The organism is Verruconatronum alginivorum, from assembly GCF_056590205.1.
In genome coordinates, this window is the sequence record NZ_JBWPVQ010000001.1 from 505,682 (window position 1) to 531,287 (window position 25,606).

The following is a 25,606-nucleotide window of genomic DNA, read 5'->3' on the forward strand; positions in this document are numbered from 1 at the left end:
GTTTCACGTGAGGTTCGGCTTTGCGATTTGAGCGGTTGTCAGGATTGCATCCAGTTTATCGTTCACTTCAGGAGGCACGTCTTTCTTCTCCATCAGCTTTACCAATTGGGAGTAAGAATTCTTACGGAGGCAGAGCGGGACGCCGAGGCGGCGGGAGAAATTGCGAAAGAGCGGGTCTAAGAAATCGTCCGTCGCCTTGCTGTCGTTCGACCATGGCGAGGGTTTGCCCAAGCTCTCCAAAGCGGATTCCAGCTTTTCGATCTCTTCGGCCATAACGGCAGCATTGCCTTGATTCGGCTGATCGAAGAGCGGCCCTAGACCAAATGAAAACTGCGTCGCATACTTCAGCAGGACCTCGCGCGTGCAAAGATAGTTCTCGATTTCGCGCCGTTCCCAAGTGATCTCCTTGAGGGGCGGATATGCGTTGGGCAACTCGCGGTCGAGCCGATCGAAGAGCGCGAGCCCGACCAGGTCGGACTTGGCTTCACGCAGCCCGGAAAAATGATCCCGCGCTTTTTGCGGAAGGTTTGTCCCGACGTAGTGGATGAATGGTGTGGCGAGCACCTCTCGGGCAGGGTGTTCGAGCATTTCAGCGAACGCGATAAGGATGGGGAGATCCGTGGAGTCTTCCAAGTAAAGAACCCATCCCTTTTGTTCGGCCTGATAATATTCGTCAAAGCCGATGTCGCGTAAGGCCTTTATGAGTTGCGACGGTTTCCCCGCTGTCAGTTCATGCGGCTTGCCCACAAAGGCCACGACCGTGTCCCGCCCGGCGGCCTCGTTTAGGACGATCTCGGAATGGCTTGCGGCAATGATTTGGGAACCCTGCGCCCGGGCCTGCTCGACGAGGCTGTTGTAAATCTGCCGCTGCCGAAGAATTTCCAGGTGCGCGTCCGGTTCGTCGAGCAGGAGAACTGATCCAGGGTTGGCGTTGACGTAGGCAAGCAGTAGGAGCGTTTGTTGGGCGCCGCGACCGGACGAGGAAATATCGAGAACCTTTCCGCGCTCCTCGTAGCTGAGTCGGATCTCACCGCGCTGCGGCAGGTATTCGGGATCGCGGAGACGGATGTGGAAGAAACTCTCCATCAGCTGGCATATCGACTCCCAGACTTCCAGTTGGGTGCTGAAGGTCGTGTGGCACAGATTCCTTAGCACCTGCGCGGTCTGTCCTTCCCCCAAAAGCACATCAATGCGGCCCGGTTCGATCTTTGGTTCAATGGCGGCAAGGCCGGACATTGGAGGGAGAAAGCAGAACCTTGGCCCTCCGCCTTCCAGCGCCTCCGGCACATCCATGAACTTCGCGTCCTGAACCTTCACCTGCTCGAAGCCCGGCAGCCGGAGCGGTCGACATATCAGCGCCTCCTCCGAGGTGTAGTCGAACTCGAACCCGCACTTCCAGGAAACACCCGAAGTCTCTCCTTCCACCAGCACGTCCACGCGGATATTCTGCGTCTTTCGATCACGGGTTTGCCGGACGTGAAGATCATTCCAAAGCAGGTTCGCGGCGGGAACGGGAAGGGAGATGAGATCGCGCCGGTTGATCGTGACGCCAGGGCGTTTTTCGGGCGAAGCCTTTCCGCCACGGTGATCCAGCCACTCGCGCAGACCGATCTCCCAAAGCGCCAGTGCCTGCAACGCTGTGGTCTTGCCCGAATTATTGGGCCCGATAAAAACGACCGCCTGTCCGAGAGGAATCTCGACGTCCTTTAGTCGCTTAAAATTACGGATGACAATTTTGTTTAACATCGTGTGTGGCTGGCCTAATCCCAGTCGGACTTAAGGTGCAATTAGGCCTTGCTTCACCGAACGTCATCTCCATCACTCGCCCTCGCCATTGTCGCCAGCGCCGCCCAGGCCCATGCGGTATTTGATGTCGTAGTTGATGATGAAGTCCAGCTCTTCCTCTGTGAAGCCGTAGTGTTCGGCGAGGACGGTGTCGATTTGGTCGATGATGCTTTTCGACTTGTCCGGATAAAATTCCTGATACTCCACTCTTCCCGACGCCTGATAGACATAGACCCTTCTCTGGGAATTTTTCTGCAAATCCTCCATCAGGAGCGAGAACGGCCTTTCGAAGGCCGGCACGCTGTCATCTGCCAGGTCACCGCAAGGAAATCTCTCGATCTCATCGCCGGTAACATTCCGACAATTTCCCTGCGTGGAGAACCAAAAGTAAAAAAGCGTACTGTTGAGAATGGCTCCAATCCGACGAATCACAGCTGGACGATCTGCTGTCAGATCCTTAAGGTGATCGGTTGATCGGCTCTTATGCGCAGATTTGAAATAGGGCTCAAAGTCCATGGAGCGAATCCAAAAAACTGGGCTCCTGTGATAATTAATCTTGGCTGAGCCCTTGGGACGAAGAAAAGATCCGACCCCCGGATGCTTCTTCGTTGTTTTCTTCAGGAGCTCGTGCGCGAGACTACTGCCGACTTTTGCAAATTGGAGCGAACCAGTCGAAAAGCCGTTTCGGTGGTACGTAATTTTCACCGGAAAAAGGATAGACCGTTCAATGGCACTCCATCTAAGATAATCCGTTGAAAAAATCTCCGCGTCTCGGCCGGGCCGGCCCAGAATAATCGTTAGCCTGTATTTAACACCATCAAATAGGACGCTCGGATGTGCGTCCCCGCTAAAGAAGGAAAGATGCAAGGTAGAAAAGTTTTTTAGAAGTAGATCCTGATATCCCGCCATACGGGCGGTTGAAAACCCGCTTAATGGCACGATGACCCCGAATCTCCCCGCCGATATGTTTACACACCTCTCGACGCAATTGGCGTAGAGATTTCCACAAGAAGCCGTGGTATAGCCAAGCACCTTGTAATTCGCAACTTTGGACGTTTCAACATACGGCGGGTTCCCAATGACCACATCGAAGCCCCCGCTGTTCAAAATGCCGTAGAACTCGACGAACCAGTGGAATGGGTGATGGTTTTTTCGCCACTGTTCGAAGCACTTCTGGTTTTTCAAATTTCGTTTGTCATAATCCCCGGCGAGGAAACGATCGAGTTGATCGCGGAGGTTGGTCAGCCGCTCAGTTAATTTCGCCTTAGCGGTCCGGAATTCAGCGGCATCCATCCCGCAGTCGTCTTGCATATCCTGAAACAGCCGGAACTGGGCGTCGAGAAGGTCGGCCTGCTCTTCGATGCGGCGGTAGTCGTCGAGGGAATGTTCGATGCCGCCGAGGAGGAGTTGGGAGGCTTTGCCGCCGCCCTGATGCTCAGTGAAGGCTCGCCGGACCTCGTCGCGGTTGGCGTAGCCGACGAGTGTATTGCCGGCGCGGATATTGAAGTCGATGTCGGGTAGCGGTTCTACCTCCTGGCCGGGCTGGAGCTGGGCCGCGAGTTTGAGGAAGAGGCGGAGTTTGCAGATCTCGACCGCTTCTTCCATGATGTCCACGCCATAGAGATTGTGGACGATGATCGATTTGAAGACCCAATAATCTTCGTTCGGATGGCGCGCCACCTGGTCCAGGATGGCGGTGAATTCCTTTTTGTAGTTCGGATGCTTTTCGCCTTTGGTTTCCCAATCATCGAGGAGCGCGCGCATGCGGTCGAGGCATCCGCGGTAGAGAGGTTCGAGGATGTTGAGGGCTGCGAAGAGAAAGGCGCCCGAGCCGCAGGTCGGGTCCAGGACGCTGACTTTGCGGATCGCTTTGAAGAGAGCGGAGAGGAGATCGGGGCCGGCGTCGGCGATGACGTCCTCGGCGAATTGCCGGATGTTGAGGTTGAGGGTGATCAAGTCGTTGACAGTGCGGACCTCCCCTTCGCGCAGTTTACGACGCAGTTCATGGCATCGCTGGTGCCGGGCGATGGTTTCGCGCCAGATTTCTGTCGGAAGCCCGCGTGAAGCCGGGGCCGGCGTGTTCCAATCTTTGCGTGCCTCCAGCGTTTGGATTGGGCGGGCGGAAGTAACCGTTTCTTTCAGGGTCGGCACGTCGAGGCCGACCGCGACGTTATCGGGGAGTGAGGAGCGCCATTCCTTTTCGTCTTCTCCGGCGCCGTGAAGGACGGCGGGGTAAATGTAGCGGTCGGGGTCGTCGCGGAGAAGGTCCCAGGCGGAGTCGGCAAGCTTCTTGCCGACGGCGTCGAAGAGGAACGGGATGATGCAGTTTTTGGAGATGTAGTCGGTGATGTCCTCCTTGGTGTAGTAGGCGCCCATCTCCTTTTGGTTGGTGTATTTCTCGAAGACGTAACCGAGGATCTCGGGGTTGATTTCCTCGTTCTTCGCGATGGGGCGGTCATCGAGGTGCCAGTCGTATTGATCGAGAAAAGTGAATACACGCTCGAAAGCTTCGTCGGGAATGTGGAGATCGGGGTGGTCCCGTTCGATGCGGTGTTCTTCGAAGATGCCGCCGTTGAGGTAAGGGACGTCGCCGATCAAGGCGACGAGATCCTTTTCGCGCTGGTCCTCTGGCTGGCCAAGTCCTTCGTGGAAGAGGCGGCGGAGGAAGGAGCGGTAGAAGGAGTGAAACTGGTCTTTCCCCTCGTTTTCGCGGACATAGTTGAGGCGTTCGCTGAGGTAATTTTGCTCGCCGTTGAGGAAGCCCTGCCGCTGGAGGAAGTAGCAGAACATGAGCCGGTTCAGCATCAGGGAGGTGTACCAGTCGAGAAGATCGCTTCCGGCGAGGTTTTGGACAAAGCCGCGGAAGGCGTCTTTTTCCCGCTTGAAACGGTCGTAGAAGCGGCGGGTGACACGATCGCGGTCGAGGGAATCGCGGAGCCGGTGGACGACACCGGTGACGTCGAGGGCTTCTTCTTCGTCCAGAGTAAATGCGATGGACCGGATTTTCTGGAGGAGAAGCGTGTTGGGTTTGTCTTTCTCCCAGCGGAGCTCGCGGTGGCGGACCGGCTCGCCGGGCAGGCGGGAGGTCCAGAGCCAGACTTGGCGGGTCTTGGCGGCGTCGGTGAAGATGAGGAGGTGTTCGGCCGCGAGAGGGGTGACGGCTTTTTCGAGGGCCTTGCGCTGATCGGAGGGAGGGATTTGGCCGTTTCGATCGGGCGGGACGAGGAGCACCTTGACGCCGCGTTTCTCGGCGACGGTGTCGAGGGTGATGAAGCCGGTCTTGGTGGGGACGCGGAGTTTTCCGTCACTAACCGCAGGCCAATCCCAGCCCAGAGTTACGTCGGTGAAGAGGCCAGAGAAGTCGAAGGCTTCTAGGTAGCGCTGGATCTCTTCGTTTTGCTGGGCGATGGTGGACATTAGCTATTGATTTTAGAAACTCGGTGAGTATTGTCTTCAGTGGCGACCGGAGTGGGCCGGACCTTTACCGACCCCGTGATTTATCCCCGGCCGCCCCCTTTTTTTGCTCGGCAGACCACCATTGAAGGAGGTCTTGAAGGGATTCTTGCCCGCGATAAACCAGCGGTTCAATGAGAGAAATTCCGGAGCGGTCGTGCTCTCGGATGGCAAAACCGGTCTTGTCCTCCTCCTTCCTCCGCGCCGTGTAGGCGAAGAGGTCCGCCAACTGCAGGAGGCGGCTTTTGTGCGATTCGATAAAAAAGCCTTTTTCGATTATCTGGGTAAGGCCGAGCAATCCGGGCGCAAGCCGAAGTGCGCGAACCGATTTTTCCACATCGCGAGCCACTTCTTTGTTCTCGTCCGAGATCAGAATACCGTTCGGCTTCTCCGGAAGGGTTTTTAGATACTCATTTACCACGCGGGCTACGAGGAGGAAGGCTATAACGTGGGGATTGATCAGAATGCCGGCGCCAAATGTGCTTTGACACCATTGGTGGAAGCGCTTTTTCGGAATAGCTCGGTAGATAAAACGAAGCTGGTGCTGGGCGGCCAGTTTGAAACAGGCGTCCCGGCAAGCGAGACGTTCGGCTATGGAAACGCTTCGGAGCGGATTGGGTTGTCGGGGGTTGCTTAGATCGGCGCCATGTAGTTCCAAATCTTCGGCCGGAATTTGAGGGAAGGATTTGGCGACGATTTGTTCGAGGCCGCTTTCGATCTCCCGCCAGGAGGTTTCGGGAACGACGAGTGCCCCGAGCAGAAAAATTGGTTGGGCGGGATCGGATAGATTGGTGCCCGTATTGCCGGATTCGTCGCAGTAGATCAAATGCATGATTAACCTTTCTGCACCAGTCCCATCGAGCAGAGGATTCGCGGTTGCTTGAGTTCGCTGTCATGCACGCCGGTAACCACAAGGCGCTCATCGCGGTGGAGCGTCGTCACGAGTTGGGCCAGATCGTCGTCCGAGATGCCGGAGCGGAGTTGGCGGTTGAGTTTGTCCACGGCTTCGGTCGTGAGGGGGTTATCGAAAATGGCCTGAATCGCGGCTCGGACTTCATCGGTCAGGAAAAGGTCCCCTTCCCTGTGGCGGAGAAAGTCCTGCAGTCGCTCGTAGGTGCGATAACGGGCGCCGCGCCGATTTCCCAGCTGCCCAGCTTGGGCGTCGCGTCGCTCTTCCTGGATGATTTTGGTCGCGGTGGCGACCAACTCGTGGTGATCCGCACGTCGCGGCAGGGCCTGCGTCTCCACGTTGCAGGCAGCGGCACGAAGGATGCGGACAGGCGACTCGGAGACGGAACGTTTGGTCTCGTCGATCCATAGAAGCGCGTCGTGGTCCTGGGCGGTCCGGATGTAGGTGAGGACGCCCGGGGGCGTGAAAGCCGGCCGCTCGGGATCGGGCGAGTGTGGCTTGGTAGCGAATACCACGTCGGGCAAGGCTTCGATAGCTTTGCGAAGAGCCGCGTCATCTTTGGTGGCCTTTGACCAGATTTCAAACGCTTCGGAGGTAAGGTCCACCTCGTCATCTTCGGGTTCATCAAGAATCCCGGATTTTTCGTTATAGAGGTGGCGAAAAGCCTCTTCGTCGCTGGCCGTCTGGGCTTCAAAAAAAGACTCATCCGAACCGACGACCTCCTCGTTCTGCTTCAAGCGATCGATGAGGCGACGTCGGAGGTTGATAATTTGCTCTACGCCCTCGGCCGGCAGGAATGAGTAGCAATGGATGACGTCAGCCTTTTGGCCAATACGATCCACGCGACCGGCGCGTTGGATCAGCCGAATAATCGCCCAGGGCAAATCATAATTGATGACACGCGAGGAGTCCTGGAGGTTCTGGCCTTCGGAAAGAACATCGGTAGCGAGGAGGACGCGCGTTTGCGAGCCGGGGGGAAATTCCTGCAGTTTCTCATTGGACTCGGGAGAGAACCGCCATGCCTGTTTGGCGGGGTTCTCAGAATCGCCGGTCACGCAGTCCACCCCTTTCACGCCAGCAGTCTCAAGGGCTTCAAGCAGGTATCGGGCCGTGTCCGCGAACTGGGTAAAGAGAAGAAATTTTTCGCCCGCGAGTCCCTGCAGCAGACGGATGAGCGCCTGAAGTTTGAAATCTTTGACCGGAGGAATCTCTCCGGCCTCGTTCAGGATCTGGTGTAAGGCGCGGGCGTCCCGACGGAGATCGGCAAGAAGCGTCTTCTTGAATACATCGGTGCGAAGCCAGCGATAGCGCCGCATTTGGTGATTGGCAATAAACTGGTAAAGACGCGCGGCCTCCTTGCGGTAATGTTTCTCCTCCCATTCGTGAGTGGGGGGGAGTTTATCCTCCTTTTGTTCCAGCGGCAGTTCGTTTTCGGAGGTATCCCTCATTCGGGTGTCGAGGAGCGAGGCATCCTGTTGGCCAATGGGAAGGGGCATCTGGTTCTCCAGGGCGTGAATGAAAATCTCATTTCGCAGGATGTGCCGGTGGATGGAGAGGAGGAAGGCGCGGGCGGAGCTTTCGAGGCGCTTGAAAAGATTGGTGCGGCAGAAGCCTTTCAGACGGCGTCCGGCCCGGGAGAGGTCGTCGAGGAGCTTTTCGTCCGCCGCACTGAGGTCTTTGGGAAGCACATCTTTGAGATAAAGGCTCAAGCCGTAGCGCGGGAGATCCAAGTCGTCGATCGCATCGACGATTTCCGTTCGAAACAGCCGGGCGCAGGCATCGTCCGGATCCTGAGGATCTGAGCGGAATTTTACCGTGTGGGGTTCGCGGGACGGGAAGTAAATCCGGAACCCGTCCGGCAAGGTCAGATAGGGCCTGCCATCGCGATCGTCGATTTCAGCGTAATTTTGCAGGATAAAACTGCGGGTGCGCCGAACGAGAAAAAGGCGCATGATCTCGCGCCAATCGTCGGCAAAGTAGCTTTGCTCGAATGCTGCCAGGGAGGTCAAAGGAGTATTGGGATTTTTCAGACTGAACTCGGATTCGCTGATCTCCTTCAGCAGGGACTCAGGGCGGATTCCGATGTCGTGTTGCTCGTTTAAAAAGAGGCGTAACTGACTGGATAAATCGAGGTAAGTCTTGTTGTAGGGGGTCGCGGAAAGCAGGACCACTTTGGCATCATTCCGCTCCACGTATTCGCGAATGGCCTGATAAGTTTTCCCCTCCCGGTTTCGGAAATTATGCGACTCATCAAGGATGACCAGGCGGTAACGCGGGAGACCGGAAAGATCGCGCTGCGCACGGCTCTGAGAAAGGACTTTCGGAGCGCGAAGTCGGTAACGATGGGCATAATCTTCCCACATGGGCACCAGGTTCTTCGGACAAAGGATCAGCGTCTCAAGCATCTGGTCGTCACCCATGACGCGAGCGATCGCGGAAGCAACACGGGTTTTCCCCAAGCCGACGACGTCCCCTACGAGGACTCCTCCGCGCTTGTTGAGATGGCGACAAGCGATCTGAACAGCCTTTCGCTGAAACTCCAGGAGATCATGCGCGACATCATGGGGAATGCGAAATTCCTTGATACCGTCGCGGGCGTCCTGTGAAAGGTGCCAAGCCATTTTCAGGTAGATATGAAACGGCGGCAGCAGGCGTTCGGAGGCCCAACTTTCCTCGATGACATCGATCAGTTCCTGGGTAATGTCGAGGCAACGCTGGTCGGCCCAGCGGTCATTGAACCACTTGACGAGTTTTTCGGCTGCGTCCCGCTCCAGCACATCGACGTTGAGTTCACCCTGCCCCTTCAATCCGGACATGGTCAGGTTGCTGCTTCCGAGATAGCCGATGACGGGATTGAAGGTGTCCTGGCGGTGAGCCAGGTAAAGCTTCGCGTGCAGGGTGTGGCGGAGGAAGAGCTTCACCGTGAGTTTTCCTTCGCGCAACTGCCGGGCGAGGCGGCGAAGGGCGGCTTCATCCGTGGCACTGGGAACACCGATGGTGAGCTGCTTGCGGAATTCGAGAGCGGCGCTTCGCTTGAGCCTGGCGACAGTTTTGTTGTCGAGTCGCTCCTCGGCAACATCGGGAGAAAAAAGTTTGGGCAGGTCCTCATGGGGCAGACGCTGCATTCCGACAAGGAGGCGACAGGGAGGGGTGCCGTTCTCGCCATGCCACGTTTCGACAACGTCATCAATGTAGCGCCAGCCCCGAAGATTGAAATACCCGACACAAAAGTCTCCGCGGCGAGCCAACTTCAGGGCGTCCCGAAGCCCGTTCTGAGCGTCGTTTTCGAGAAAACCGGTTTCAATGTTGTCGAAGATTGTGGGCATTACGGATAGGAACAGGACTCCACGGGATTTCGTGGTAAAACGGCCTGTTGGGCAAGCAAAAGCGCAGGTTTAACCGCAAAAGTGCCTGATTTGAAGGAACGAGCGTCGGAGGCCATTGGGGCGCCATCGGTGGGGCGAAGTCCTGAATGATACGAGGGGGTCAGGGCCAGCATGCCAGAATTGACAAATGAGGGAATCCGTCAGGATCAGCCAAGAGCAATCGGACGTCAACGGCGTAATGGCCGCCCCTTCCTTCTTTCCCTTATTTCAGCGACCGGTAGAAATCGAGGTAGTTCGCCCGAAAGCGTGCCACCGAGAAATGTTTTCGCGCCGCTTCGGCGATTGTCCGGCGATGCTCTGGAGTGAAGGGGCCGGAGGGGTCGAGGACCTGGAGGATCAGATCACGCAAAAGCGACTTGTCCCCGGTGGCGGCATCATAGGCGAGACCAACTTCTCGACCGAGGATTTCCTGGAACTCCCGAATGTTCGGCGGATATCCGATCAGCGGCAACCCCATGCAGAGCGCCTCGATGTAGGTGAGCGCCATTCCTTCCGCCCGGCTCGGCATCAGGTAAAGGCCCGCGCCAGCCATGATCTCGGCGTTCCGGGCATGCGGCACCCGCCCGTGGAAGACCACGTCCAGCCGGTGCTCCTTCGCATAAGCCCGATGACTCTCCAGCATCTCCCCTTCCCCGATCACATGCAGGCGGAAACGGCGCAATCCCTCAAATGCCGCCATCGTTTCCAAAATCGTCCCAAGCCCCTTCCTCGGCGTATCCAAAACTCCGATAAAAACGATGTCGGTGCTGACTTGCGGATCGAGCCTTCCGCAATATTCCGGGGCGGCGAAATAATGAATCACCCTCGACTTACCCGCCAGCGACGGATCCTTCGCGATCGCCTGCTCCCGCTGAAAATGACTGACGAAAACAACCTGGTCATACTCCGCCAAAAAGGGACTCGGCACCGCCGAGTGATTGGTGAGGACCAGCGGTTTTCGATACCCGGCTTCCCGCAACAGCCGCGGCGCGTCGGACGAACTCTGATGGTTGTGAACGAGGTCGAAATCGACCTCCCGCACCGCGTGAGCCACCGCCTGCCATTCCTCGCCGATCAGGAACGCGTTCGCACCGGCAACGGCCTCGAACGGGCGCCGCCATCCGCCTTCCCGGAAGAGCGCCCGGAAAACTCCGCGGGTCAGACGGCGGCCGGACGGCATGAAGGCGGTCGGCAACAATTCGAATCGAATCCTCTCTCCGTCAGCCAAAAACGGCATCCGCTTGAACAGGAGTTCGCTGACCACTTTCTTCCCGCTCCACGGCAACGGCAACACGTAGATTTCATGTCCCGCCTCCACCGCCGCGATTCCGATCTCAGTCGCCGCCTTGTCCTTCCCCCCGGCCACGGGATGAAGCCGGTAACCTTTCAAAAACGGCTGGATACTCAGGATCTTCACCGAAATGTGTCCCCCGCGACGGATACGACCGGCCCGATCTTCCATGGCCCATTCGCCCCATTCAAATCGCGACAGTCCGCCTCACAATGTCCCTTCCACATGGCCCTGCCACCATCACCTTAAATCGCCGCAGGCACAAGGAAAAGTTCCGGTTCCCGCTAGTAGACGTCGCACGAAGCCTGCGGATTCGCCGACGGTCATTCGAGCGAGCCGTCCGGCCGATCCTTCACCATTCACATCCTCGGGTTCAGGCGGCGAATCGACCGGCCTCCGAGGACAGCCGCAAGCATCGCCAAGCCTGCCAGCAGACCGTATACTTTCGGCTCGGGTATCGGGGTGAACTCCAGAACCATGTCGTTGCCGGATAGCCCAACCTCAAAGCTCCCCCCTCCGAGGTCATTGGAGAATTCACTGAGATCCAGCAGGACCTGACCCGGATCAAAACCAAAAATCATCCCTTGCGCCGAAGCGATCGTCCAACTGTAACTTTGTCCGGAATCAAACAGGCTGACCTCGCCAGCTTCGTTGGCCGCGGTCAAAGAAACGACCTGCAAGACCCACATTCCGTCGGCCGGAAGATGAAAATCACCTTCGATGTTCAACCAATCCCATCCGGGATCGCCTCCTTTGGCACCGTACGGATCGTTGATTTCCCAACGGTAAACCGCACCCTCGCTGAAAACGAGGTCGTCAGAAAATGTCAGGGTGCCAGGACTGGCGCCGGGAGAAAGCAGGGCGCCCGAATCCAGGGTGGTTCGGCCACCAATGCGTCCGTTCCCCGCCAGAATGGCTCCGTCGCGAACCACCACTTCTCCCGTCCCGGTGCCGCTGCCGGAAACATTCGCCACCCGAAGACGTCCGTTCACGACTTCAACGCCGCCGGCGAAGGTGTTCTCGCCCGACAACACCAACGTTCCCTGCCCTTCGTGACGGAGGGCTCCGGCCCCGGATATTTCCCCGGAGAATTGAAGTTCGCCGTCGCCGCTTGAGATCACCGTGCCACCCAATGCCATATCGCTCGACAACAGGAGGGGTCCTCCGGTCGAGGTGGACAGCCGGTCGCCTTCCACAAGATTGAGTTGCCCGGACGGTGTCACGGTCATCCGCAGGCCCCAACTTTCGAGCTGTCCCACGCCTCCGCCTGAGAGGTCGGCCGCATAGAGCCACCAGTTGCCACTGGCCGCCGTCCCGGCAAATGAATCCAGCATCGCCGTTCGCGCGTCGAGATCGGTGACCTGGTCGGGGTTCGCGACCCGGCCGTCCGGTTGCCAGATCCCCGTGAGTGGACCCACGGGGGCGCCTCCGAGTTCCGCCCTGTAAAGATGGATGTCACCGGCGACCGCGGCATCGTCGAAGCGAACCTGAAACCCATTGTCCGCATAACCAAAGGGACTGGCTGCGGTTCGGCCGACCCGGTTGAGCAACGCCGCATAACCTCCATGCTCATGGGCCACGGATACAAAATAATCGCCGTTGTAGGCCGGGCCGTTGGCACCCCTTATCGTCAGGTCAATCTGAAGGTGATTGATGATCGCCTGACCGATGTCAACCGCCTGGACGTTCAAGAGCTCCCCTTCATCCGGTATCAGAAGATCGAGCCCCGAAAAATGACGCTCCACCACCAGGGCGCCGTCCAGGGCGACCGGAGCCAGGAGTGCCGCCAGAATGAGCCGCGATCCGCGGCAGGTCGTTTTCAAGAGGGAAACAGGTGTGTTGGCAGATGGTTTCATGACTGATCGGTCGGCTGATTATTGACGGACGGCCCGATAGAATCGCTGACTGGATTGCGCGCCTTCGTAGTCGAGAAACTGATACAGACCCGGGCTGATCTCGGTCGCCTCCCCGAGTGGAACCCAGGGTTCGCCGAGAGTCTCGACCTGTTGAATCTCGTAGGTTTGTCCGGGAAATCCGACGATCCGAAGTCGCCACGCTTCTTCCTGCGCATCGTATTCCAGGCTCAGAATCGCCCGCGACGGCCCTTCATAACCAGTCGCCAATTCCACTGTCACCGTTCCTTCGGCAGTCCGGTCGCGAGCATCCCGGATGACATAAGTAAAGGTATCCGTCGCATCGTTACCGTCCGGAGGCAGATAAAAGACCCATCCTTCCTCCAGGTAGACACTTCCGCCGTTGGCGCTGACACCGGAAACGGTCTCCAGCGAGAGTTCTCCTCCATCGGAGGCCAGATCATTCGCCAGCAAGCTTTCCACCGGAATCTTAACCGGCTTTCCCGCCATCCGTTCCACCGTGTCAGGGCCGGCAAAGGGGGTCACTTCCACCAGTATCGGATCCAGATCCATCGTATCTTCGCCCCAGGTAACCCTGAGATGATAGACCCCTTCCATATGCACCCCGGCTCCGGACAGGCTCAGCCGATTGCCGGTGGCCCCCTCGATCGCGACGCCATCCTTAAACCACTGCAGCTCCATCCCAACCGGACCATCGAGTTCGACCTCCAGCACCAGCCCCGCGGTCAATGGGAGCGACTGCTCCAGGGCCGGCATCGATTCCACCACCGGGACATCCGGCGCAGGCGGAGCTTCCGTGAGAGTCACCCACCCGTCCGCGTAAGAGATTCTCAAATACGTTTCGCCCAGTTTCACCCTGCCCCATTCCGGCAAGTCCGCGAAATGGCCGCTGATCGAACCGCCGTAGCTGAGGATTCGGAACTGCTCTCTTTCGGAGGGACTGAAACCATCGGCGAATTCGACTGCCAGGCGCGGCGCGTTGTCGAGGAAAACATTCCCCGCGATTTGGATCGCCGCTTCCTCACTGGAATCGCCGAGAACGATTTTGATTTCCGGAGTTTCATCGAGAAGTTGGGTGACATTTCGCCAGACCGGCAGACCGTATTTTCCGGCAAGGTAATCTTCCACGGCGATCCGTTCTTCGTCGTTCAACGCCCGATCGAAAACAAGGACCTCGGCGATGTCCCCTTGAAAGAAGTCCCGGTCCTGACGGAAATCCGCCCCGAGTTGCAGGCTTTCCATAGTGCGGGTTCCGGTGTTTCCCTCGCCCATCGCAACCGTCGAAAGCGTCCGGGCGTACCAGTGACTGCTGACTCCGTCGAAGAGGAGGTCGTGGATATTCCATCCGTTATTGTTGAAACCGCCGCCGATGCCGCTCCCCGCGTGCATCTGACCACCCCCGCTCGTCAGGCGAAGCGTCTGCCGGTCCGACCCCGCCGGCGCTTTGTCGAATACCCGGCCTCCGTTGGTTGGAGCCGGCGATTGAAAGACCACAAAGATCTGATTGGGCTGGCCAACAGCCGAATCAAAGGCCTGGGACATATAAAGGTGATCGTTGCTTCCATCGAACCGGACCACCGGCTTCCCGCCGATCACATCCGCGACATAGGTCGGACGGGCGGCGGCCAGCGGTTGCGCCAGGTGATGGCCGTTTCCGCTGGCGTCCTCCCATAACGCCACCGGGTCGCCGTGGTCGAGGCCCAGGAGATCCGCGGCAAGCCAAACGGCCAACCCGTCCGTCACCGGCATCGTCTCCGGAGCATCGACCGGCACCTGGTGGGTGAGCGTTTCTTCTTCATACTGCCTCGGCTCCGCGAATCCGAGCGATCCCGCCAAAACAGTGCCGCCATCGAGACGAAGGCTGCCGGGATACCAGATGTGAAGATCGCCTCCGGCTTCGACCCGGCCACCGTCCGTCACCTCCAAAATCCCGCTGCCACCCGCCGCGGTCCGCCCGCCTCCCACAAAAATATCCATCACCTCGCCATCCAGCAGCGAGTTCTCCCCCGTCACCGTCACGGTCCCTTCCGACCCCGGCGCCGAACCGATTCTCAATCCAATATCGACCCCGCTCCCGGAGTTGCCGGCCAGTACCGAAAAACGGCTTCCTTCTTCAATCCTGACTTCACCAGTCGCTCCGACACTGTTCCCGATTCGCGTATCCACACCGTCGCCGTCGATCGTCGAAGTCCAGACCGATCCGCCCCGGAGAAGAACGCTTCCGGACGAAAATTCCGCATCGCCCGCCGAGAGAAACAAACCACTGGTCATCGTGGCACTATCGAGTATCAGGGACCCGCTTCCGCCTGTGAGTTCGAACCTGTGCCCGAACAATACACGTCCGCCGACCTCCACGCTTGCTCCGGTCACCGTGATGGTTTCCGATCCGGCGCCGCCCGGCCGAAAATCACGCCCGACTTTCACCAGCGCTCCATCCTTGATCACCGTAACGGCGTCTCCCTCCCAGGCACCGTTCCAATCGCCTCCCCCGGCGTTTCCGGTGATCTCGAAGACCGTGCCCGGCCCGGAGATGGTCAGTTCAGTCAAATTGTTCGCATTGTTCGATGAGGCGAAATTCCGATGGGTGGTCACATGGGATCCGTCGGTGACCAACATCCGCACAACATGCTGCAGAGCGGGATTCCCGGAATTGGCCAACCGGATATCCTGATCGTGACTCGTCAAGGTGGTTCCGCGGATCTCGACGTCCGCGTCGCGGAGAATCTCCATGCGCCCGACATCGACAATACTGTTCCGCAACTCGATGCGGGCATAACTGGTATTGTTCATCGGCCCCCGAAACATGCTGCCGACATTCAGAGTCCCGTTTTCAAAAATGAACGTCGCGTCGCTGCCGCTCCCTTGTCCTACCTGAAGATTCTGGCCAACCGAAACCTCTCCATCTCTCAACTTCAAAAAACCGGTTCCCCCTGTGCCGTTCGCCACATACAAATCGCCCGCCTCCAGCTTCCGTCCACCCAAATCGAATTCGACCCGATCCGTGAAGATATTCATCAGCCCCGCCAAACCATCGGCGTGCAATGTCACAAGATAAGGCTCCGCTTCACCCAAATCAAAACGGATTTCGTCGGCAGGACCCGGTTCCCCTGGCGGACTCCAATACTCGCCTTCATGGAAACTCCCTCCCTCGGACTGAATCCACTCTTTGATGTTCCCCTGAATCAGTGCTGGCGCAACGGCAGACGTCGCAAATACAAGCAGCCATGCCGCCTGAAAGATCGATCGATGGTGGAGAATAGGGTGTTTCATAGGTTTTCAGGCTGGCAAAACGGGACAAAGGGATCGAGAAACGCCAACGCGAAGAATCGTCCGCGCACCCACCGCTTCCGACCGTGTCGCCATTTATAGGATACGATTTTCACTCGAATCCCCGCAATAGGACAAAGATGCTAGTTGTAGCAATTTTGTGCGCGAACCCACCGAGGTCGATTCGTACCCACATTTAAATTACTCCTGAAAAATAATCCCCGCGCCGGCCAGTTGGTTGGCCGCTTGCGACAGGGTTCCGGTGGCGCCGGTGGCGTTGATGATTCCCCCCTGGGCGACCCGGATATCCACCCCGCCGCCCCGCGTTCCCGTCGCATCCACGTTCCGGGCATTTATCGTCGCAGCGGAACCCGCGCGAATCCCATGCACCCCGCACCCTCGCGCAATCACTCCCAGCGCGTCGATCCGGGAGGCGTCTTCCGCGAAAACCCCCACCTCGCCCGCGCCGCTCACGTCGCAATCCCGGGCCTCAATCGACGAACAGTGCCGGGCGCTCAACCCATGACGGCCGCAGTTCGTCAAATTGGTTGTCCGGACATGGACCGTGCCGCCGTCGCCAACCCGCACCCCGTCGCGCCCACAATTCGAGGCGTCGACCGCGGTCGCGTCGATCGTCGAAGCGTGGATCGCGTTGATGCCATCCTGAGCCGCATTCCGACAGATGCTACCGGCGATAGTTCCCTTCGCCCCATGATAAAAGCCGACGTTGGTTCCGGCCGAGTTGTGATCGAAATCGCCGGTAGCCCCGGAGAAATTCGAAGTTCCTCCGGTCCGGGCCGAACACATGGAGCCGTGGCTGATATGCAAATTATGGCGCCCGCACCCGGTGGCTTCTCCCCCGTTGATCCAGATCGTCGATCCATGCCCGGCATCGATGCCGTCCTCCTCGGCCCGCCGGATCCCCGCGCCATTTCGAACCAGCCCATGGGAGGTAAACAATCGGTAGCCGCGCCGCCCCTTTCCTTCCATGTCGACCAGGCAATCCAAGACCGGAGCCCGGCAAAAATGGAGATCGAATAATGCGGTCACCCGGCCGGTCGGCGTGGTCTCGAACACGATTCCCGAATCGAGGTAAACCACCGGGTCTTCCGAACGAATCCAGAAATGGGAATAGTCGCCTCCCATGATCGCAAGGTTCCGCACCAGCTTGTGTCCGCTCTGGATCAGAAGAATGATTTTCACCCCCTGGCTCACCGCCCACTTGCTCTCCTCGTTGACCGCATCCTGCAGCGTATCATAATCATCGGGAATCCGGACCGTTCGGGTCTGCGTCAAGAGTTTGACCGCCCGTTCACCATTCGCCGTGCTGGCCCGGAGCTGCGAAGCGCCGCCCACTCCGGCGGCCAGCCCGGCCGCGGCCAAGAGGCCGCCTTTCATAAATTCGCGTCGCGGGAAGTGGTCGTTTCTCATGCTTTCAATATAGCTTGGTTTCAGATTAGGATTTTCCTGGTGAAGCGTCCTGAGGGTAGCCTCCGCCCCCCTGAGCGTCGATAGGAAAAAGGTGCTACTAATAGCACTATTGTGCCATGGCCTTGCTTTTACCCCTGCCTTGACTCAAGCTTCTCATCAATTAACCGCCGGACGCAATGTATCAAAGTTTTGAATTCGTAGCGATCACGCCGTTGAGGATCCGGCCAGAACCACCGCGAATACAAAAATGATGATTCCCAGGAAGAATGGCGCGAATCGTTCCGATTCCCGGGCCGAATACCCGGCGGACATCCGGCCGCCGGCTGCCACGTTGCTCGGCGCCCTCCTGCTCGCCCTCCTCCCGCAACCCTCCGGCGCCGGCTACGAGGAGTGGACCATCGCCAACCAGCTCCCCCCGGAGCGGGCCGCTCCGCATCAGGACGGCATCGGAAGCGGAATCCCCAACCTTCTTCGTTACGCCCTCGGTCCCGCGGGACAATCGGCGTTGCCGCAAACCGACGAGGATACCGGACAAACCTTCTTCGGCCTGACGATCGACCGGAATCCCCAGGCGTGGGATGTCGATTTCCACATCGAGGTATCCGACAATCTCGTTGATTGGCGCCGGAACGACGAACAAATCGCTATCATCACCGATCATGTCTCGGCCCTCACCGTGCGGGACCTTCAACCCATGAATCAATTGCAAACCCGGTTTATGCGTCTCGCCGTCGAATTGATCGACCGAGAAGATCAGATCCTGTTCGAGTCCGATGGGGCCTCCTATATCCGCAGCGTTGGCTGGAGCCCCAACGGCCGCTCGCTTTACACCGGCGAACGCACCAGCAACCTCCTGAAGAAATGGGATGCCGTCACAGGCGCCTTCCTCTGGCAGGCATCGAACCACAGCGGACAGGTGCTCGACCTGGCCACCTCCAAACAAGGCGTGGTCGTCGCCGCCAGCGGCGCGGGCGTCCACAACCTGACCGTCTACGACGAGGCCGGGGACTTGGTCCGCCGGATGATCGGGCATCACGACAATGTTACCAACATCGCCCTCTCTCCGGACGATCGCCTGGCCGTATCCACCGATCGGAGCGGCTCGGTAATCATCTGGCGAATGGAGGATGGCTCCATCTTCTCCACCCTCGATGGCGGCCAAAAACATGGGGTGTATAATCCGGTGGCCTGGTCCCCGGATAACGACTTTTTTGCCCTCGCCCACCGGTCGCCGGGCGGTGACTACTCGATCCAGATTCGCGATTGGCGGCGGTTGACCTTGATCGACAACCTCCCGGCGCCTTCGCTGATTCGCGACCTGGCATGGTCTCCCAACGGCGAATTTCTCGCCGCCGTCGATGGCAACGGTGAGATCACCGTCCGGCCCACTTCCAACCTGTCGGAACCCCGCCGGATCAAGCCGGCCCATGGACCCGGGCATGGGATGGTGGCGCTCGCCTGGTCTCCCGACAGCCGCTTTCTCGCGACCGCCGGAGCCGATGACCGGATCCGGGTCTGGACTCTCCACGCCGGGGGAAATCACATTTACCAGGCCCAGGCCATCCAAGTCCCCAGCCAGCTGGAATCGCTCGCCTGGTCTCCATGCGGCGGATTTCTGGCAGCGGGTGCCCGCGAGCAACAAACCTTTGGCCTGATCGGAATACTCAAGATGCCTCCGCTTCTCCGCCAACTCGGCCCCGCCGCCGACCTCCCCCCCGCCCACCCGTTCCATCCAAGGCCGCAACTGACGCTGGTCACCGAACGCGACATGCACCGCAGCCGGGGCAGTGGCCTCGTCATCCTCGAAGACCGCTGGCTTTTCTTTTGGAGAGAGGGTGACATCCACAACGCGATCGACCCCGCCTCCGTCGTAAAGATGGCCGAATCCTGTGATGGCGGCCGAACCCTGGAAAACGTCCGCACTATTTACGTGGAAGCCGACGGCATGACCGGCACCGATATCCGGGCCCGCCTCATGGGCAACGGCCGGATCGGACTCTTTGGATCGAGACGCGACGCCGACGACAACGGCCGCGTTCACCACGCGTTTTTTATGTATTCAGATGATGGTGGCCTCACTTGGATTTCCCAAGTGCTCGACCATCTTCCCATCATGTCTCCCAGCTTCACCTTTTCCGAGTTTCCCGCCTCGGTCGGGGGCCACGATTCCGACGGCTACATCCTGTTCTGCCATGGAGGCGGCTCGATTCACGCGGCCTACACCGTCGACAACGGCGCCACCTGGCAAAGTCAGGCCTTGTTTCCCTCAAGTTTCGCCTGGGGATCCGCCGGAGAAGTCTCCGTAGTGCGGCTCGGCGAAAGCGACCGGTGGATCATGACCTCCCGCTCGACCGGTGAAAATCCGATCTACAAATCGACCGACCTTTTCAATTGGGAAGGACCGTTCCGGACCGGGAAATTCATCGGAAACAATCCGAGTGCCAGTGTCTATCACGACGGTCATATCACCTGGATCGCGGCGTCACGGCCCTATCATTACGAAGACGATTCCGAACGGGCGATTCCGGTGAACGGGCAGATCTTCAAAGGGCTCGTCACCACCACCCTGAGCGCGGAAAGCCTTTGGCGAAATCCCGGACGATCCTGGCCCGACTGGGAAGTCCTCGCCTATCTCCCGGTTCACTTCGATGGCACCTTCGTCTCCCACAACGGCTCCTGGCACATGCTCTTCGGCGCGATCGAAGGTCCCATGGAAATCGGCCGGAAACGCTACTCCCAGCTAGGGGTCATGTCCGCCACTGGCGACTAAACCCGAAACACAGTCGTTCATTCTCGCGGAGAGAAATAGTTCGAGACCAACGAGGGGTTGACTGAACCGCTCCTGTCGGAGTTCTTCTAATGGATGAGCGTTGGCAGACAAAATAAGGGTCGTAGATTAGGTTTCCACCCGCTCGACTTCGCGTCGTCGCTCGGGATGCTCACCTATGCGACCAGCGCGACAGTCACCCCGATTTGTTTGATCATCATCGCACGGGAACTCTCGCTCTCCTTGGTAGCCGGCGGCGGGATCGAAGTGGTCCGAGGGACCTTGCTCCTCGTCGCCTTAGTCGGAAGTGGATTCGCGGCGGCTCGTTGGGGAAAACCGGTCTCGCTCGGGGTCAGTTGCCTCGTGCTCGGAGTTGGAATGTTGGTCTATAGCGTGGCGCCAGTCTACGGAACCATTCTGCTGGGCGTGGCCTTGCTGGGATTGGGCGGCGGAATTCTCGAAGGGCTGCTTAATCCGTTGGTCTCCGATCTCCATCCCGACGACTCCGGCCGTTTCCTAAACATCGTCAACGGTTTCTGGTCGGTCGGTGTCTTGCTGACGATGCTCATCTCCGGAGAACTGCTAAGCCGGGACATCTCCTGGCGATGGATCATCGGATTTCTCGGAGGGGTTTCGACCTTGTCAGGCATTTTCTTCCTCGCCCTGCAAAACAGCGCTCCCGCAACAGGACGCTTCGCCGCCGCCGAGGTTTTCGCTCACAAGTTGACCTTGATCCGCATGCCCAAGTTCTGGCTCTTCATGGCAATGATGTTCGTAGCGGGAGCGGCAGAAGGCGCACTCACTTTCTGGAGCGCCAGCTTCATTCAACTCCACCACGACACCCTCCCCCGCGCCGGGGGTGTCGGAGCGGCTTTGTTCGCGGCGGGAATGGTGGCTGGACGGTTCGGCAGCGGAGTTTGGGTCCGCCAACACAGTTTGCCCCGGCTGATTTTGGTCTGCGCCGTCGCGGGAACGGCGATCACCGCGCTGATTCCGTTCGCTCCCAATCTACCCATTCTTTTCTCCACCCTCTTCCTGGCCGGACTCTCGGTCGCCTGCTTCTGGCCGAGCATCCAGTCTTACGCGGGAGACCGTCTCCCGGTCGACAAAACGTCCCTGTTCATCCTTCTCTCCTGCGCCGGAATTCCCGGCTTCGCTTACGCATCGTGGATCATCGGCTTCATCGGCGACCGGGTCGGCCTCGCCGCGGGCCTGCTGGTGGTCCCGGCATCCTTCGCCGCGCTGGCGATCCTGCTCCGGATCGAAAGAAACAACAAGTAACCCGCTTTCGCCGGATGATCTCCCCGCCCGGCCTACCCGGCCCCAACGCCCATCATCGGCTGAAAAGCCGATGCTACCCAGCTTCCCAGTAGCATCCCGGCTTTCGCCGGATGATCTCCCCGCCACGGCCTACCCGGCCCTCCACGCCCATCATCGGCTGAAAAGCCGATGCTACCCAGCTTCCCGGTAGCATCCCGGCTTTCGCCGGATGATTCTTCGACGAAAATCACTTCTGCCCGTAATACGCCCCGGGACCGTGCTTGCGGAAGAAATGCTTATCCAACAACGGTCCCGAAACCGGGCCAGCCGCCGAGTTGATTTGCATCGCCTGCAACGCCATTTGCGCCACGATCTCGAGCGCCTGGGCCGTCTCGACCGCCTTCACACCAGATGGACCCCAGACAAACGGCCCGTGATTGCGGACCAACACCGCGGGGACCTTCATCGGATCGAGATCCCGAAACCGCTCCACGATGACGTTGCCGGTTTCCCACTCGTATTCTCCTTCGATCTCCTCCCGGGTCATTGCCCGGGTCACCGGAACCGCCCCGTGAAAATAGTCGGCATGGGTCGTCCCCAGGCACGGGATTTCCCGTCCGGCCTGGGCAAACGAGACCGCGAAACGCGAATGGGTGTGGACCACCGAACGAATCCCGGAAAAGGCCCGGAATAAACATCGGTGCGTCGGCGTGTCCGACGACGGCCGCAACGTCCCTTCGACCACTTTGCCGTCCAAATCAAGCACCACCAGATCGTCCGGCTTCAACTCATCGTAAGCCACGCCGCTCGGCTTGATCGCAAACACCCCCGCCTCCGGATCGTAGACGCTGACGTTCCCAAAGGTCAAATCGACCAACCCGGTCGTCGGCAACCGCCGGTTCGCCTCCCAACATTCGTCACGAATTTCCTGATACTTCGTCATAGCAGACCCCCACCGATCAGACCGACCCCAATCCGGGGGCCAGGTGGTAATACAATTCATTCCACCGCAACTCCCGTTTGATCGAACCGATGCTGCTTCCGGCGCCGATGTGGAAATACTCCAAACCAGCCATTTCCGCGAAGTCTTCCAAATAACGCGCGTCGATCGCCAGGCTGAACCCGGTGTGATGAGCCCCGCCGGCCAGAATCCACCCCCCGGCAGAGGTGGCGAAATCGGGTTTCGGCGACCACAACGCCCGGGCCACCGGCAGCTTCGGCATCGGATGATCGGGCTTCACCACCTCCACGTCGTTCACCACCAGGCGGAACCGGTTGCCGAGATCGACCAGCGAGGCGTTCACCGCCGGTCCGATCGCGGAATCGAACACCAACCGGGCCGGATCGGCCTTCCCGCCGATGCCGAGCGAATGCACCTCCAGCGACGGTTTTCCTTCCGCGATGCTCGGACAAATTTCCAGCATATGGGCTCCGAGGACTTTCTCCCCCGCCGGGTCGAGATGATAAGTGTAATCCTCCATGAAGGAGGTGCCGCCCGCAAGGCCGTCGGCCATCACTTTCATCGCCCGCAACAGAGCCGCGTGCTTCCAATCTCCCTCCGCGCCGAACCCGTAACCGTCGGCCATCAGCCGCTGCACCGCGAGTCCCGGGAGTTGCTTCAACCCGTGGAGATCCTCGAACGTGGTGGTGAATCCCTTGAATCCGCCTTCCTCCAGAAAAGCGCGCAGACCGAGCTCGATCCGGGCCGCCTCGCGCACCGAGGCATGGCGCTCGCCTCCCTTTTGCAGCGACGACTCCATCCGGTAAAGCCCGGCGTATTCCTCGACCAACCGGTCGACTTCCGCGTCGAAAACGGCATTCACCTTCGCCACCAGGTCGCCGACTCCGTACCCGTTTACCGAATACCCAAACGCGATTTCGGCGGAAACCTTGTCGCCTTCGGTGACGGAGACATAGCGCATGTTGTCGCCGAACCGGGCGAACTTCGCCCCCTGCCAATCATGCCAGGCCCGGGCGGCGCGTATCCAGATTCCCAATTGCTTTTGAGTCGCTTCCGCCTCCCAGTGACCAACCACCACTTTCCGGTCGATCCGCATCCGGCTGTTGATGAAACCGAACTCCCGGTCCCCATGGGCCGCCTGGTTCAGATTCATGAAATCCATGTCGATATCCGCCCATGGAAGATCGCGGTTGAACTGGGTGTGGAGATGGGCCAGCGGCTTGCGAAGCGCCTTCAACCCGCCGATCCACATCTTCGCCGGCGAAAACGTGTGCATCCAGGCGATCAATCCGGCGCAGTTCGCCGATGCGTTCGCCTCCGCGACGATGCCCCGAATCGACTCGGGTCCGGTCAACACCGGCTGGTAAACGATCTTCACCGGCACGGCGGAGGAAGCATTCAATCCTTCGACCATTTTCCGCGCGTTCTCGCCGACTTGGCGGATCGCCTCGTCGCCGTAGAGATGCTGACTCCCGGTGAGGAACCAGATTTCGAGATCTTGTTTCAATTCTTTCATCAATTCCGTCTTTCTTTGATTTCCAAAAGCTTCTTCATCACCGCCCCGAGATCGGCCGACTTGGTCACCCCGCCAAAGGCGTCATGCACCGAGCGGTAAAGCGCGAAGAGCTCGTCATACACCGCCTGGTTCTCCGAGACCGGCGCATACGAAACGCCTGGTTTGATTCCGGCCATCGCCTGTTGGGCTGATTGGAAATCGGCATGCCCCCCTTTCTCCGGCCCCGCCAACACCGCGGCGGCGATCGCCGATCCGAGGGCGCAAGCCTGGGAGGAACGGGCCACTTGCATGGTCCGCCCAGTGACGTCGGCGTAGATCTGCATCAACAACGGATTCTTCTCGGCGATCCCCCCGGCGCAGACCACCCGATCGATCCGGATGCCGTGCTCCGCGATCCGTTCGATGATCATCCGGGCGCCAAACGCCGTCGCTTCGATCAACGCCCGGTAAATCTCCGCCTGGCTGGTGTGAAGCGTTTGCCCGAGCAGCAGACCGGTCAGGCGCTGGTCGACCAGGACCGTCCGGTTGCCGTTGTTCCAATCGAGCGCCAACAATCCCGACTCCCCCGGACGAAGCCGCTTGGCCTCCTCGGTCAGTTCCACATGCAACTGGTCGTCGCCGCGGCAGACCCTCTCGACCCACCATTTGAAAATGTCGCCGACCGCCGACTGCCCCGCCTCGACTCCGTAAAAACCGGGAAGGATCGCTCCCTTGACGATACCGCAAATCCCCGGCACCACCGGAATGTCGCCGCTCGCCGGCAAGACCGCCGTGTCGCAGGTGGAGGTGCCGATAACCTTGACCAACACCCCCTCCTCGATCCCGCAACCGATCGATCCGTAATGGACGTCGAACTCCCCGATCGTCACCGGGATCCCCGCCGGCAGCCCAAGCTTCCCCGCCCATTCCTCGCACAACTCACCGGCGGATTCCGCCGCGTCATGTGCTTTCTCATACAAGCGGTCCCGCAACTCCGCCAGTTTCGGATCGAGCTTCGTCAAAAATGCCTTGTCCGGAAGCCCACCCCAATCGTCGGCGTAAAGGGCCTTGTGTCCCGCCGCGCAGACGCCCCGCTTCACCCCCTTCGGATCGCGCACCCCGGCGAGGACGGCGGGAACCCAATCCGAGAACTCGACCCATGATTCCGCCGCGTCGAAAACTTCGGGCGCCGTCCGCAGGCAATGCCAGACCTTGCTCCAAAACCATTCGGAAGAATAGGTATTCCCGCACCGTTCGACATATTGGGGACGAATCTCCCGGGCCAGTTCGGTGATCTTGGCCGCTTCGGCGTGACTCGTATGATCTTTCCAAAGCCAGCATTGGGCGGCCAGGTTGTCTTTGAACTTATCCTGAAAGGCCAACGGCCGGTTCTCCCGGTCGACCGGGATCGGACTCGATCCGGTGGTGTCGACCCCGACGCCGATGATCTCATCGGGTCTGAAGGAAGGCCGCGACTTCCCCGCTTCCTCCAACGCCACCCGGACACTTTTTTCCAGACCGAAAAGATAATCGGCCGGATTCTGCCGGGCCAGGTTGGAATCCCGGCGATCCAGGAGAATCCCCTGATCCCCGCTCGGATAACCGACCACCCCGGTCCCGATCTCTGTCCCATCCGCGCAATCGACGATCAAAGCCCGCACGGAGTTCGTCCCATAATCAATCCCCAAGACATAAGAAGCCATGCTGCCGGATTGTGGAAGATCCCGGACGAATTGCAATCAACATT

Annotated in this window: 14 protein-coding genes; 3 read left to right on the forward strand and 11 right to left on the reverse strand. The window is 59.2% G+C overall.

Going from position 1 to position 25,606, the window contains the following annotated elements:
* Window positions 1-3: 3 nt before the first annotated feature.
* Entirely contained in the window at window positions 4-1,746 is a 1,743-nt protein-coding gene (locus ACWUI2_RS01710) for an ATP-dependent nuclease (RefSeq protein WP_486981131.1), read from the reverse strand.
* A 72-nt stretch (window positions 1,747-1,818) separates the two neighbouring features.
* Complete coding sequence (locus ACWUI2_RS01715) at window positions 1,819-4,161, reverse strand: Eco57I restriction-modification methylase domain-containing protein (protein ID WP_486981132.1); 2,343 nt, start codon at window positions 4,159-4,161, stop codon at window positions 1,819-1,821.
* Window positions 4,162-4,167: 6 nt separating this feature from the next.
* Between ACWUI2_RS01715 and ACWUI2_RS01720 the strand changes: the two genes are divergently transcribed.
* Window positions 4,168-5,160, forward strand: coding sequence for a hypothetical protein (locus ACWUI2_RS01720; protein ID WP_486981133.1), 993 nt, complete (start codon window positions 4,168-4,170; stop codon window positions 5,158-5,160).
* A gap of 106 nt (window positions 5,161-5,266) precedes the next feature.
* Here the strand turns inward: ACWUI2_RS01720 and ACWUI2_RS01725 are convergent, their stop codons facing one another.
* From ACWUI2_RS01725 to ACWUI2_RS01750, 6 genes are all read right to left on the reverse strand, one after another.
* Complete coding sequence (locus ACWUI2_RS01725; protein ID WP_486981134.1) at window positions 5,267-6,070, reverse strand: DUF3800 domain-containing protein; 804 nt, start codon at window positions 6,068-6,070, stop codon at window positions 5,267-5,269.
* A gap of 2 nt (window positions 6,071-6,072) precedes the next feature.
* The gene (locus tag ACWUI2_RS01730; protein WP_486981135.1) at window positions 6,073-9,474 is read right to left on the reverse strand and encodes a helicase-related protein; all 3,402 of its coding nucleotides are present in this window, start codon (window positions 9,472-9,474) and stop codon (window positions 6,073-6,075) included.
* Window positions 9,475-9,736: 262 nt separating this feature from the next.
* Window positions 9,737-10,975, reverse strand: a complete 1,239-nt coding sequence (locus ACWUI2_RS01735) for a glycosyltransferase family 4 protein (RefSeq protein ID WP_486981136.1) — start codon at window positions 10,973-10,975, stop codon at window positions 9,737-9,739.
* Window positions 10,976-11,163: 188 nt separating this feature from the next.
* Window positions 11,164-12,660 (reverse strand): hypothetical protein, encoded by a 1,497-nt coding sequence (locus ACWUI2_RS01740; RefSeq protein WP_486981137.1) that lies wholly within the window; start codon window positions 12,658-12,660, stop codon window positions 11,164-11,166.
* A gap of 18 nt (window positions 12,661-12,678) precedes the next feature.
* Window positions 12,679-15,948, reverse strand: a complete 3,270-nt coding sequence (locus tag ACWUI2_RS01745) for an Ig-like domain-containing protein (protein ID WP_486981138.1) — start codon at window positions 15,946-15,948, stop codon at window positions 12,679-12,681.
* A 198-nt stretch (window positions 15,949-16,146) separates the two neighbouring features.
* Window positions 16,147-17,376 (reverse strand): right-handed parallel beta-helix repeat-containing protein, encoded by a 1,230-nt coding sequence (locus ACWUI2_RS01750; RefSeq protein ID WP_486981139.1) that lies wholly within the window; start codon window positions 17,374-17,376, stop codon window positions 16,147-16,149.
* A 247-nt stretch (window positions 17,377-17,623) separates the two neighbouring features.
* Between ACWUI2_RS01750 and ACWUI2_RS01755 the strand changes: the two genes are divergently transcribed.
* Both ACWUI2_RS01755 and ACWUI2_RS01760 read left to right on the forward strand, forming a co-directional pair.
* Window positions 17,624-20,146 carry a WD40 domain-containing protein gene (locus ACWUI2_RS01755; RefSeq protein WP_486981140.1) on the forward strand — a complete coding sequence of 841 codons (2,523 nt, stop codon included), beginning with the start codon at window positions 17,624-17,626 and terminating at the stop codon, window positions 20,144-20,146.
* Window positions 20,147-20,311: 165 nt separating this feature from the next.
* On the forward strand, window positions 20,312-21,424 hold the full coding sequence (locus ACWUI2_RS01760; protein WP_486981141.1) for an MFS transporter: 1,113 nt from the start codon (window positions 20,312-20,314) through the stop codon (window positions 21,422-21,424).
* A gap of 226 nt (window positions 21,425-21,650) precedes the next feature.
* On the opposite strand, the gene araD is transcribed toward ACWUI2_RS01760, so the two are convergent.
* The 3 genes from araD to ACWUI2_RS01775 are packed head-to-tail and all read right to left on the reverse strand — an operon-like array spanning window position 21,651 to window position 25,562.
* Complete coding sequence (araD, locus tag ACWUI2_RS01765) at window positions 21,651-22,346, reverse strand: L-ribulose-5-phosphate 4-epimerase AraD (protein ID WP_486981142.1); 696 nt, start codon at window positions 22,344-22,346, stop codon at window positions 21,651-21,653.
* Between the two features lie 16 nt (window positions 22,347-22,362).
* Window positions 22,363-23,880, reverse strand: a complete 1,518-nt coding sequence (gene araA / locus ACWUI2_RS01770; RefSeq protein WP_486981143.1) for an L-arabinose isomerase — start codon at window positions 23,878-23,880, stop codon at window positions 22,363-22,365.
* Entirely contained in the window at window positions 23,880-25,562 is a 1,683-nt protein-coding gene (locus ACWUI2_RS01775) for a ribulokinase (protein ID WP_486981144.1), read from the reverse strand. Before ACWUI2_RS01775 ends, araA begins: the two co-directional genes overlap by 1 nt.
* Between the last annotated feature and the right edge of the window lie 44 nt (window positions 25,563-25,606).

Bases quoted from the DNA above. Each gene is read 5' to 3' on its own strand.
- ACWUI2_RS01725 (WP_486981134.1), bottom strand. From the start codon at position 6,070: ATGCATTTGATCTACTGCGACGAATCCGGCAATACGGGCACCAATCTA.
- ACWUI2_RS01710 (WP_486981131.1), bottom strand. From the start codon at position 1,746: ATGTTAAACAAAATTGTCATCCGTAATTTTAAGCGACTAAAGGACGTC.
- ACWUI2_RS01740 (WP_486981137.1), bottom strand. From the start codon at position 12,660: ATGAAACCATCTGCCAACACACCTGTTTCCCTCTTGAAAACGACCTGC.
- ACWUI2_RS01755 (WP_486981140.1), top strand. From the start codon at position 17,624: ATGATGATTCCCAGGAAGAATGGCGCGAATCGTTCCGATTCCCGGGCC.
- ACWUI2_RS01775 (WP_486981144.1), bottom strand. From the start codon at position 25,562: ATGGCTTCTTATGTCTTGGGGATTGATTATGGGACGAACTCCGTGCGG.
- ACWUI2_RS01735 (WP_486981136.1), bottom strand. From the start codon at position 10,975: ATGGAAGATCGGGCCGGTCGTATCCGTCGCGGGGGACACATTTCGGTG.
- ACWUI2_RS01745 (WP_486981138.1), bottom strand. From the start codon at position 15,948: ATGAAACACCCTATTCTCCACCATCGATCGATCTTTCAGGCGGCATGG.
- araA (WP_486981143.1), bottom strand. From the start codon at position 23,880: ATGAAAGAATTGAAACAAGATCTCGAAATCTGGTTCCTCACCGGGAGT.
- ACWUI2_RS01760 (WP_486981141.1), top strand. From the start codon at position 20,312: ATGCTCACCTATGCGACCAGCGCGACAGTCACCCCGATTTGTTTGATC.
- araD (WP_486981142.1), bottom strand. From the start codon at position 22,346: ATGACGAAGTATCAGGAAATTCGTGACGAATGTTGGGAGGCGAACCGG.
- ACWUI2_RS01730 (WP_486981135.1), bottom strand. From the start codon at position 9,474: ATGCCCACAATCTTCGACAACATTGAAACCGGTTTTCTCGAAAACGAC.
- ACWUI2_RS01750 (WP_486981139.1), bottom strand. From the start codon at position 17,376: ATGAGAAACGACCACTTCCCGCGACGCGAATTTATGAAAGGCGGCCTC.
- ACWUI2_RS01715 (WP_486981132.1), bottom strand. From the start codon at position 4,161: ATGGGCGCCTACTACACCAAGGAGGACATCACCGACTACATCTCCAAA.